We start from the raw sequence: 11,975 nt of genomic DNA, 5'->3' as shown, positions 1-11,975 counted from the left end.
CATTTGAGTCCATCCGAATCCGTATTTGAAGCTGTTGAAAGCCGTGACACCACAAAGGTTGCGGCACTTGATATTGGCTCCAACAGCTTCCACCTGGTGGTTGCCCGCATTAATGCGGGCTCCGTTCAGATCCTTCACCGCCTGAAAGAAAAAGTTCGTTTGGCGGCGGGTTTAAGCGAAGACAACGTACTGTCTGATGAAGCGATTGAGCGTGGCCTTAAAATGCTGCAACTGGTGGCTGACAGCCTGCGGGGCTTCGAACCGGATTCGGTACGCATTGTTGCCACGCATACCCTTCGCCGTGCAGTCAATGCCCGTGCATTTATCAATGCAGCCCGTGAAGTATTGCCCTACCCCATCGAAATTATCTCCGGTGTGGAAGAAGCCCGCTTAATTTATCAGGGCGTAGCCCATACCAATCACAGCGACGGCCGCCGTTTAGTGGCTGACATTGGCGGCGGCTCAACAGAGTTCGTTATTGGCGAAGGTTTTGACCCGCTGATTTGCCGCTCGTTACAAATGGGCTGCGTCAGTTATACCAATCGCTTCTTTGCTGACGGTGAATTAAAAGCCAAAAACTTCAACCGTGCCATTACTGCGGCGAAGCAAGAACTTGAAATGATTGAGAACCGCTACAAGCAGTTAGGCTGGTCTCAGTGTATCGGTACGTCCGGCACAATTAAAACCCTGTTCAGTCTTGCTCAGCGCGATAAATCAAACGGTCACGATGAGCCGGTGACGCTGAAAAGTTTGCGCAATCTGATGAAGTCTTTCATCGAGGCAGGCCACACCGGCAAACTCACTATGCCGGAAATCAGTGATGACCGGCGTGGCGTGATAGCCGGCGGTCTGGCCATTCTTATCGGCATTTTTGAATCCCTCGGCATCGACACTTTGCAATATTCCCCGGCCGCTCTGCGGGAAGGTGTGTTGTATCAGATGGAAGATGAACTTAAACACACCGATATCCGTGAGCGGACAGCAAAGAGCCTGGCCACGCGGTACGATGTGGACACCGATCAGGCGAACATGGTGCTTACCACTACCCTGAGTCTTTTTGACCAGGCGTCCGGTGACTGGAAGTTCAAAAACAAAGATTTCCGCGCCATGCTGGGATGGGCAGCCCTGTTACACGAAGTCGGTTTACAAATAAACTCCCGTGGTGTGCAGCGACACTCGGCTTACATTTTAGCGAATGTGGATATGCCCGGCTTTACTCAGGAGCAACAGGACTTACTGGCCACGCTGGTTCGTTTTCACCGTAAAAAAATTAAAGTGGCTGAGATCCCTGAGTTTCAACTGTTTGACAGTAATGCCGTGAAACGGGCCATTTGTATTATCCGCCTGGGCGCATTGCTGAACATCAAACGTCAGGAAGCGTTTCTGCCGGAAATGAAAGTGAATGCATCCAAACATGCCCTGACGCTTACGTTTCCTACCGGATGGCTGGAAACCAAACCCATCATGTCTGCCGATCTTCAGCAAGAAATTCTTTACTGGAAAACACTGGAACTGGAGTTAGTGATTCAGGAAAACTGAGTAATGCAGAGCTGTTTATAAGCCAGATTCAGCTCTGTGCCCGTTTTACCTGATCGCGGCCTGATGCCTTGGCTCTGTACAGGGCTTCATCAGCGTAGCGGATACCATCGAAAATAGTCTCATCGTCGCTGATACCGGCAACACCAAATGACGCAGTGAGTGTGATCGTCGCTTTTTCCAGTTGTATTTCGCTGCTGCGGACCTGCTCACAAAGCCGTTCAGCCAGCGTACTGGCCTCCATCAGCTTGCTGTTCGGAAGCAGGATCAAAAACTCTTCGCCCCCCATACGAATCATGGTATCGCCATCCCGCAGAGATGTTTCCACAATTTCAGTAAATCGCCTCAGGGCAATATCTCCCATGGGATGACCGAACTTGTCATTCACAGCTTTGAAATAATCAATGTCGCAGGCCACAAGGGACAGGGGCTGGTTATGCCGGCGTGTATGAGACAGCATTTTCGGTGCTTCTTTGTAGAGAAAGTGGCGGTTTTTCGTGCCTGTCAATGCATCAATATACACCTGGGTACTGAGCCGCTGAAATAAAGATTGCATCAGACTGGTGGGAAAGCCCAGCATGAACAGAATAGTCAGAAAAAAGATCGCGACAAACGCCACATTGGTACTGACTGACTCACCTTCTTCCAGCATGGAGAGATAAACCGGTACGCCGAAAACAACACCCACTGTAGTGATAGCGACTACGACGAAAATCATTTCATCGCCGCCCTTATTTTGCGGAATATGCCGGTAAATGAGTTTCAGCGCCATTCCCAGCGGTACCAGCACACATACGGAGACAATGAGTTCTCTGATAAGCACCTGGTCATTGACCAGATAAAAATACAAAGACACGGCTTCACACAAGATCAGGTGACAGACTATGCCGGCAGCTTCCAGTGGCCTGAGAGGTAATCCGTAGCGCCGCATTACCACCATCAGCAACATATACATCGCCAGTAAAATACACAAATTCAGAGTGGCCGCGCTGGCCAGAGGATAGCCCAGCGGTTCCAGACAAATAGCCAGAAATGCAAACCAGACTGAAATGAGGAACAGCCGTCCGAAAACCGGCGATTGCGCTTTATAGCGGTGATTAGGCACAGGCAGGGCGAAAGTAAACACAACACCTACCGTTACCAGCAAACCGAGAATGCCAATTAAAAAATAGATGTGTTCTGTATTGCTCACTACAACGGATCCCTTTTATTGGCGAAGTATTCCGGCGCATGCCTTCGCGCCGCTTTGTTGGAGTTTTAGCCAATGTGAAACCATAGTCCAGCCGGCTTCAATCTGTCAATTTCGTAGCATGAAATGCTTAATAAACTGCACCCGGACAGAATATAAATTAGAATCTACTAATAAAGTATAAAGCAGAACTTAAAGACAGCAAAGTGTGTGAGGAAAAAGAAAGCAAACCGGTAAGCAGGATCTTACCGGTTTGTTGATATGAATTAAGATTTTGACGCCTGATAGATAGACTCAATGGCAGCATCCAGCGTACTGTCGAACTCTTCCTGCGACTGCTGAGCGCTTACACCCTCGGTTAATGCACGGGAGAACGAGGCGATAATACCCGGGTTTTCTGCCAGTTTTGCATTCGCTTCATCACGGGTATAACCCCCTGACAATGCCACAACTTTAATCACTTTAGGATGATCAACCAGTTCCTTGTAGAAGTTATCCTGAGTTGGCAACGTGAGTTTCAGCATCACTTCCTGACCTTCATTCAACAGGTTCAGCTGCGTCATGATTTCCAGTTTAAGCAATGCTTCTGCTTCCGCCTTCTCAGGGCTGTTGATATCTACTTCCGGTTCGATGATAGGCACCAGACCTGCAGCCAGAATCTGCTTACCCACTTCAAACTGTTGCGCAACGATGGCTTTGATACCTTCATGATTAGCCAGCTTGACCACTGAACGCATCTTGGTACCGAATACGTCCTGCGCCACGGCTTTAGCAAGCAGGGTATCCAGGGTAGGAATAGGCTTCATCAGCTGAACACCGTTTGCCTCATCCTCAAGACCTTTATCTACTTTGAGGAAAGGAACCACACGCTTTTTCTCCCACAGGAATTTTGCCGAAGGCATGCCTTCGATTTCCCGGTCGAGGGTGTTTTCAAACAGAATGGCACCCAGAACGCGTTCACCACTGAACACATCGCTGGTAATAATGCGGGTTCGCATGGCATGTACCATGTCGAACATTTCTTCGTCTGTGCTGTAAGCAGACGGATCGATCCCATAAAGTTTCAGAGCTTTAGGTGTACTGCCTCCGCTTTGATCGAGGGCTGCTATGAAACCTTTTTGGACTTTAATTTTATCCAGCATAGCCTGCTGCGCTTGTGATGCCATGAGCAACACTCCTTTTTATGTGCCGCGTGTAAAGACGGCTGTAGGGTTTATAATAATGCCGGCAAACGTCACTGTTCGCCGGACAAGTTGAGTAACGAATTTCGTTACACGAGCGCTGTTTTTATTATTGGTTTTTTTCTTCTAAAACAGCGACCGCTGGCAGGGTTTTGCCTTCCAGAAACTCAAGAAAAGCACCACCGCCGGTAGAGATGTAAGATATCTTATCTGCGATATCATACTTATCTACTGCAGCCAACGTATCACCGCCACCTGCAATAGAGAATGCGTCACTGTCTGCAATAGCCTGCGCTAACGCTTTTGTGCCTGCGGCGAATTGATCGAATTCAAATACGCCTACAGGACCGTTCCAGACAATTGTGCCCGCATTTTTCAAAATTGTTTCTAATGCCGCCGACGAATCAGGACCGATATCAAACACCATATCGTCATCGCCGATTTGATCCACTGCCTTTAATGTGGCCGGCGTGGTCTCAGAGAACTCAGTACCGGTGACTACGTCGGTAGGTACCGGAATATCACCGCCACTTGCCTGCGCCTGTGCAATGAGCTCTTTCGCTTCATCTACAAGATCCATTTCAACCAGTGATTTGCCCACATTGTGGCCCTGAGCAGCAATGAACGTATTGGCGATACCACCACCAACAATAAGCTGGTCCACTTTCTCTGCCAGCGTTTTCAGCACAGTGAGCTTAGTTGATACCTTTGAACCGCCCACAATAGCAACCATCGGACGCTTAGGGTTATCTAGTGCTTTACCCAATGCATCCAGTTCAGCTGCAAGCAGCGGGCCAGCACATGCTTTCGGTGCAAATTTTGCGACACCATGTGTCGACGCCTGGGCACGGTGAGCTGTACCGAAGGCATCCATGACAAAGATGTCACACAGCGCTGCGTATTGTTTTGACAGGGTTTCGTCGTCTTTCTTTTCACCTTTATTAAAACGAACGTTTTCCAGAATAACCAGTTCGCCCGGCTTCACGTCAACGCCATTCAGATAGTCTTTAACCAGCGACACTGAGACGTCGAGTGCACCATTTAAGTAATCAACGACTGGTTGCAGTGAATATTCTTCTTCGTATTTGCCTTCTTCAGGACGGCCCAGATGAGACATCACCATTACCGCTGCGCCGGCTTCCAGAGCAGCTTTAATTGTAGGGATAGATGCTTTGATACGCGCATCTGACGTAACTTTACCGTCTTTTACCGGTACGTTGAGATCCTGACGGATCAACACGCGCTGACCGTTCAGCGCTAAATCCTGCATGCTTGGAATTGCCATGGTTTTCCCTTAAAAACTGAAGTTAATTTCCTCAACACCCCGACTGGTACATAGCCAGCGTGGTATCAATCATTCGATTTGCAAAACCCCATTCATTGTCACACCACACCAGCGTTTTCACCAATTGACGGTGACTTACCCGGGTTTGCGTACCATCAACAATGCATGAATGAGGATCGTGATTAAAATCTACTGAGACTAACGGCGCTTCCGAATAACCCAATATACCGGAAAGTCGCCCTTCACGCGCTTTTTTCAGTGCACTGTTCACATCAGTGATGTTCACTTCGGTGTCCAGCGTGACACTTAAATCCATGGCCGTCACATTGACTGTGGGTACCCGCACCGCAATGGCTTCAAACTTACCTGCAAACTTTGGCAGAATACGTTCGATGCCGGCGGCCAACCGGGTGTCGACAGGAATGATAGACTGACTGGCAGCTCTGGCACGACGGAGATCTTTGTTATAGGCATCAATCACCTGCTGATCATGCATTGACGCATGTATGGTAGTGATAGTGCCGCTTAAAACGCCAAAAGCATTATCCAGCGCCTGGATGACAGGAACAATACAGTTCGTGGTGCACGACCCATTAGATACCAGTTTGTGTTCAGGTAACAACGACTCTTCGTTGGTGCCAAAAATGATGGTGTTGTCTAAATCGGTGCTGCCGGGCTGTGAAAAGAGCACTTTGCCGGCACCGGCATCAAGGTGGGCCTGACCGGCCTGCCGGTCAGAAAATACACCGGTACATTCGAGCACAATATCCACCCCCAGAGTGTCCCAGGGGAGGTTGTGAATATCTGGTTCAGCCAACAGGCGGATACTGTCACCCGCCACCATTAACTGTTCGTCTTGTAGCGCCACATCAAACCCGAACCGACCATGCGTGGTGTCGTATTTGAGCAGATGGGCTATGCCTTGAGGTTCTGCCAGGTCGTTAATCGCAACTACTTTAATCAATTGATTGCGCCCTGTTTCATACAGGGCGCGCAGTACGTTACGACCAATGCGGCCAAACCCATTTATGGCTACACGGACCATAAAAAACCGCCTGTTGTCGAACTATTATAAAGACAACGCTGCCTCAACAACGGCATCTGTTGTAATGCCGAAGTGTTTGAACAGTTCTCCTGCCGGACCGGATTCACCAAAGGTGTCCATGCCCACAATTGCGCCGCCGAAACCAGTGTATTTATACCAGGAATCTTTCGCTAATGCTTCAACTGCAACTCGCTTAGTAACACTTGAAGGCAGAACTGCTTCACGATATTCAGCATCCTGACGGTCAAACGCATCAGTACAAGGCATAGAAACCACACGGGCTTTAACGCCCTTCTCAGCCAGTTGCTCGCTGGCAGCGACAGCCAGTTGCACTTCAGAGCCTGTGCCGATTAGCAGTACATCTGGTGTACCGTCAGTATCTTTCAGGATATAACCACCTTTAGCGATGTCAGCAACCTGCTCAGCAGAGCGCGCTTGCTGCGGTAAACCCTGACGGGTAAAAATTAAGGTGGTAGGACCTTCGGTACGTAAAATTGCTTCTTTCCAGGCAACCGCAGACTCAACCTGGTCACAAGGCCGCCAGTTGTCAAGGTTAGGCGTAGAGCGTAATGCCACCAGTTGCTCAACCGGCTGGTGCGTAGGACCATCTTCACCCAGACCAATAGAATCGTGGGTATAAACAAAGATAGACGGCGCTTTCATCAGCGCGGCCATACGCACTGCGTTGCGTGCATATTCCATAAACATCAGGAAGGTAGCGCCGTACGCTTTAAAGCCGCCGTGCAGGGTAATGCCGTTCATCATTGCCGACATACCGAACTCACGCACACCGTAATAGATGTAGTTACCGGACGCGTCTTTCGCATCAACGCCTTTTGAGCCTGACCAGATTGTCAGGTTAGAACCGGCAAGGTCAGCAGAACCGCCCAGCAATTCAGGCAGTAACGGACCAAATGCATTCAATGCATTCTGCGATGCTTTACGGGTAGCCGGAGCATCAGGATTAGCCTGCAGTTTCGCAATGTAAGCATCCGCTTTTTCAACGAAGTCAGCCGGTACATCACCATTTACACGGCGGCTGAATTCTGCAGCAAGTTCAGGGAACGCTTTTTCATAGGCTGCAAACGCTTCGTTCCAGCTCGCTTCTGCCGCACTGCCCTTCTCTTTACCATCCCATTCAGCGTAAATATCCTGTGGTACTTCGAAGGCACCGTGGGTCCAGCCAAGTTCTTTGCGGGTTAATGCAATTTCGTCATCACCCAGCGGAGCGCCGTGACAATCTTCTTTACCTTGCTTGTTAGGGGAACCAAAACCGATAATGGTTTTGCAGCAGATAAGTGTAGGCTGTGTGGTATTAGCGCGGGCTTCATCAACCGCTTTACGGATTTGATCAGGGTTGTGACCATCAACACCGGCAATGACATGCCAGCCGTAAGATTCGAAACGCTTCACGGTATCGTCAGTGAACCATCCCTCAACTTCGCCGTCGATAGAGATGCCATTGTCATCGTAGAACGCTACCAGCTTGCCAAGACCTAATGTGCCGGCTAATGAGCAAACTTCATGAGAAATACCTTCCATCAGACAGCCGTCACCCAGGAACGTGTAGGTGTAATGGTCGACGATATCGTGGCCGTCCTGATTAAACTGTGCAGCCAGCACTTTCTCTGCCAGCGCCATACCTACGGCGTTGCTGATCCCCTGTCCCAGCGGACCGGTGGTGGTTTCAACACCCGGCGCATAGCCATATTCAGGGTGACCCGGGGTTTTAGAATGTAACTGACGGAAATTCTTCAGCTCTTCTAACGGCAGATCGTAACCCGTAAGATGCAGCAATGAATAAAGCAGCATAGAGCCGTGACCGTTTGAAAGCACAAAACGGTCGCGGTTCGCCCAATTGGGATTAGACGGGTTATGAGAAAGATAATCGCACCATAATACCTGTGCGATATCCGCCATACCCATAGGGGCGCCCGGGTGGCCTGATTTGGCTTGCTGAACTGCATCCATGCTAAGTGCGCGGATAGCGTTGGCAAGTTCACGACGAGTTGGCATGCTAACTCCTTTAATAATTTGCTTAAAACTTTGACACTGACAACCCGGAGATTAATCCGGAAACGGATAGGAATTCCTGCTGCCGACTATGAATTTTCAAACTGGCGACTATTCTTACCTAAGCGCATAACCAGTTCAATGTGTTTTATGCCGGGTGCACTTATCGAATTTAGTTAACTTATAACAATTATTCGGATAGTCGTTGCGCAAAACAGGTTTACTGCTGACAGAAATCGTTTTTCGTTGTACTCACGTAATAACGAACCGGACTGTCAATGAAACGTAACAAATAGACTTTTAGACGTCCAGAAGTAAAGATGGTATTTTTATGCGAACCCGGTACAATGCTGTTCATCGTCCGGGACGACAGAATATACCCGGGGGCGAACGAATATACCCAACCAGCCAGTCACTTAAGCTTATGATAGTGATGTATTGGTTAACCCAGAAATAACGGAGGATTTATGGCCGCACATTTATTCACATCGGAATCAGTCTCAGAAGGACATCCGGATAAAATTGCCGACCAGATTTCAGATGCTGTGCTTGACGCCATATTAGAACAGGATCCCAAAGCACGGGTTGCCTGCGAAACGTATGTAAAAACCGGTATGGTACTGGTAGGTGGTGAGATCACCACATCCGCCTGGGTCGATATTGAAGAATTGACCCGTCAGACGGTAAAAGAAATTGGTTACAACCACTCAGATGTAGGCTTTGATGCTGACTCCTGTGCTGTACTGAATGCGATTGGTAAGCAATCTCCTGACATTAATCAGGGTGTTGACCGTGCCCGCCCTGAAGAACAGGGTGCCGGTGACCAGGGTCTTATGTTCGGCTATGCCAGTGACGAAACCGACGTATTAATGCCGGCACCGATCACCTACGCACACCGCCTGGTACAAAAGCAGGCTGAAGTCAGAAAATCCGGCCAGCTCGATTTCCTGCGCCCGGATGCGAAAAGTCAGGTGACTTTTATTTATGAGAACGATAAGCCGGTGGGTATTGATGCCGTTGTTTTGTCTACTCAGCACAATGAAAAGGTCACCACAGAGCAACTTCGCGAAGCCGTTATGGAAGAAGTGATTAAGCCTGTACTGCCTTCGGAATGGCTGACCAAAAATACTCAATTTCACATTAACCCGACTGGTCGTTTTGTTATTGGCGGACCGATGGGTGACTGTGGTCTGACTGGCCGTAAAATTATAGTAGATACCTACGGCGGTATGGCCCGTCACGGTGGTGGTGCATTCTCCGGTAAAGATCCGTCGAAAGTAGACCGTTCAGCTGCATACGCAGGTCGATATGTGGCGAAGAATATCGTTGCTGCAGGTTTAGCGAAGCGGTGTGAAATTCAGGTGTCTTACGCTATCGGTGTAGCAGAGCCAACATCTATCAGTATCGAAACGTTTGGTACAGGTGTGGTTGATGAGAAAACACTGGTGGCATTGGTACGTGAACACTTTGACTTACGTCCTTACGGCCTGATCAAGATGCTTGATCTGGAACGTCCGATTTATCGTCCGACTGCTGCTTACGGTCACTTCGGCCGTGATGAATTCCCTTGGGAAGCCACAGACAAAGCAGAAGCGCTTAAAGCCTCTGTATAAAAACAAAGATAAAAGGAAGGCGGCACGTGGAAACATGCCGCCTTTTTATTTAAATTATTTTAAAAATAATTACATTTTCCCACTGGGATAATCATCCAAACCAACTACACTTAAGTATAAATCGCATTGCCTGCCCGATAATCAATCCCTAACTGAGCTGCAGACTCAGGCACACACATAGGAACCATGCCATGAAATGCTTCTGGCTAGTGAGTTGTCTGACTTTATTAAGTACGCTATGTCATGCAGGCGGCAGTGTGCTTTCTGATACGAAAAGAAGTCAGCCGGTATACGTTGCCTCCCCCTATCAGTCTGAAATTTCATTTCGCAGTCAGCGCCTGCCGGCCTGGCGATTTGGGGTGCGCTACAACCGCGAGCTGCCTTATCACGACCAGTGGGTTGACAAGATCAGTACGTATCACTCAGTAGACTCCGTGAGGGTCTCGGCCAGCCGCTCTTTGTTAAAAGACTCCAGTCAACGCATATTCGCAGCGCTGCAAACCAGTAACGCTCAACAGGCCGCCTATTCTGACTGGCTTTATCTGCCTTACAACGCAGGCACCGCCGCCAGCGTCGGCTGGCAAATCGGAGAATTAAATTCGGTGAAAATGGCAGTGGAGTACCAGTACAGGGAAGTGAGTGATAAAGACATCAATTCATTGTTGCTCGGTGTGCAGTACTATTTCTGACCCTTACTCAGACATCGGGCTGCGTTACCCCAGCATAAAATCCACAATGCTTTCGCAATGAATTTCAGTGGTGTCCAGTACCGGAATACTGACATCTCCGGCCTTTATCAACATACCAATTTCCGTGCAGCCGAGAATGACAGCCTGCGCACCGTCTGTAGCCATTTGCTCAATGATTTGCTGATAAATCTCTTTTGAGGATACCCTTGTTTCGCCTTTGCACAGTTCATTATAAATGATGTCATGAATGACCTGCCGGCCGGCCATGTCCGGCGTCAGCACATTGATCCCATAGCCTTGAAGGCGCTCCGTGTAAAAAGGCTGTTCCATGGTAAACCGGGTGCCTGTCAGAGCTGCTTTATTTATACCATCACGCCTGCACACACTGGCTGTCGCATCAGCAATATGAAGTAAGGGTACGTTTAGCGCCTTTTCTACTTCAGGAGCGACTTTGTGCATCGTATTAGTCGCAATAGCAACGCCGTCTGCGCCGCCGGCTTCCAGTTGTTTTGCTGCCTGAACCATCGCCCCGGAAAGTGCATTCCAGTTATTTTCATGCTGCCACTGACTAATCTCTGCGAAATCCACGCTGTTCAGTAATATGCGTGCACTGTGCAGCCCGCCCAGACGTTGATTCACATCGTTGTTGATCAGGCGGTAATACGTTGCCGATGATTCCCAGCTCATGCCACCGATAATACCAATCTGCTTCATTGAAGTTCCCTATCCGTATTATCTTGCCATTGCCGGCAACGGCATGGATGCTGTAGTCATGAAGGTTTGCTGGATGAGCTCCGCATCCACACTGGCACGATGGCGTTTAACACACTGCTGATTGACCAGAGACTGTTTCACTCCATGCCAGTGTTGCATCTGGTTTTCAGATAACAGGTATTCCAGCGCTGTCAGCTTAAAGTTCATCTCTATACCAGCTTCTGCGTAGAGTTTTATCAGCCAGGGATAATCCACAACCCAGCCGTCCGAATAAGCCGTGCTGTTTTGCATGAAGGCATTGAGCTGAATGCACACTTCCCTGCCGTCAATGCCGTATCGGGAAAGCACATCGCGGGTAATACCGTGTAGAGATTCGGCCTCGCTGTTCCAGTGCGTCCAGCTCTGATAGGGTTTTATCAAACGGCAAAAACGCGCACCATCAGAACGCTTAACACCGATTTCGATGGGAAAACTGTCGCTGCCGAACCCGCTGGCTTCGACATCCAAAATGGTAGGAGGATAATGATTTTGCACGCTAATTTTGATTTATTTGTTATACGTTAAAACTAAGTCTCTATCCTGAAAGGTGCAAGTTTTTATTCTGATAAATTCCACCATCCTTTGTCTAATTGCAGAATCACATGCAAATACTAATATTATCCCGAACCTTTTTTCAACAACCGTTTTCCTTTACGTTTACGTGACTGAAT

The 11,975-nt window shown here is 48.8% G+C and carries 10 protein-coding genes; 3 read left to right on the top strand and 7 right to left on the bottom strand.

The window, feature by feature from the left end:
- Positions 1-3: 3 nt before the first annotated feature.
- Positions 4-1,539, top strand: a complete 1,536-nt coding sequence (gene ppx / locus J3369_RS05065; protein WP_349584481.1) for an exopolyphosphatase — start codon at positions 4-6, stop codon at positions 1,537-1,539.
- Positions 1,540-1,567: 28 nt separating this feature from the next.
- Here the strand turns inward: ppx and J3369_RS05060 are convergent, their stop codons facing one another.
- The 5 genes from J3369_RS05060 to tkt all read right to left on the bottom strand — a co-directional run bounded on the left by J3369_RS05060 (position 1,568) and on the right by tkt (position 8,252).
- Complete coding sequence (locus J3369_RS05060; protein ID WP_349584478.1) at positions 1,568-2,728, bottom strand: GGDEF domain-containing protein; 1,161 nt, start codon at positions 2,726-2,728, stop codon at positions 1,568-1,570.
- A 263-nt stretch (positions 2,729-2,991) separates the two neighbouring features.
- Positions 2,992-3,891 (bottom strand): fructose bisphosphate aldolase, encoded by a 900-nt coding sequence (locus tag J3369_RS05055; RefSeq protein ID WP_349584475.1) that lies wholly within the window; start codon positions 3,889-3,891, stop codon positions 2,992-2,994.
- A gap of 124 nt (positions 3,892-4,015) precedes the next feature.
- Positions 4,016-5,191 carry a phosphoglycerate kinase gene (locus J3369_RS05050; protein WP_349584472.1) on the bottom strand — a complete coding sequence of 392 codons (1,176 nt, stop codon included), beginning with the start codon at positions 5,189-5,191 and terminating at the stop codon, positions 4,016-4,018.
- Positions 5,192-5,222: 31 nt separating this feature from the next.
- Positions 5,223-6,236 (bottom strand): erythrose-4-phosphate dehydrogenase, encoded by a 1,014-nt coding sequence (epd, locus tag J3369_RS05045; protein WP_303573638.1) that lies wholly within the window; start codon positions 6,234-6,236, stop codon positions 5,223-5,225.
- 24 nt (positions 6,237-6,260) lie between these two features.
- The gene (gene tkt, locus J3369_RS05040; protein ID WP_349584468.1) at positions 6,261-8,252 is read right to left on the bottom strand and encodes a transketolase; all 1,992 of its coding nucleotides are present in this window, start codon (positions 8,250-8,252) and stop codon (positions 6,261-6,263) included.
- Positions 8,253-8,716: 464 nt separating this feature from the next.
- Between tkt and metK the strand changes: the two genes are divergently transcribed.
- Entirely contained in the window at positions 8,717-9,862 is a 1,146-nt protein-coding gene (gene metK, locus J3369_RS05035) for a methionine adenosyltransferase (RefSeq protein WP_119500228.1), read from the top strand.
- Positions 9,863-10,119: 257 nt separating this feature from the next.
- Positions 10,120-10,551 (top strand): hypothetical protein, encoded by a 432-nt coding sequence (locus J3369_RS05030; RefSeq protein WP_349584465.1) that lies wholly within the window; start codon positions 10,120-10,122, stop codon positions 10,549-10,551.
- A gap of 24 nt (positions 10,552-10,575) precedes the next feature.
- Here J3369_RS05030 and J3369_RS05025 read toward each other — a convergent pair whose 3' ends face one another.
- Both J3369_RS05025 and J3369_RS05020 read right to left on the bottom strand, forming a co-directional pair.
- The gene (locus J3369_RS05025; protein ID WP_349584462.1) at positions 10,576-11,265 is read right to left on the bottom strand and encodes an aspartate/glutamate racemase family protein; all 690 of its coding nucleotides are present in this window, start codon (positions 11,263-11,265) and stop codon (positions 10,576-10,578) included.
- Positions 11,266-11,283: 18 nt separating this feature from the next.
- Complete coding sequence (locus tag J3369_RS05020) at positions 11,284-11,799, bottom strand: hypothetical protein (protein ID WP_349584459.1); 516 nt, start codon at positions 11,797-11,799, stop codon at positions 11,284-11,286.
- Positions 11,800-11,975: the final 176 nt, after the last annotated feature.

The sequence above is a fragment of the Alteromonas sp. NFXS44 genome (genome assembly GCF_040148705.1).
GTDB lineage: Bacteria > Pseudomonadota > Gammaproteobacteria > Enterobacterales > Alteromonadaceae > Alteromonas.
This window is presented reverse-complemented; position numbering and strand designations above follow the sequence as displayed.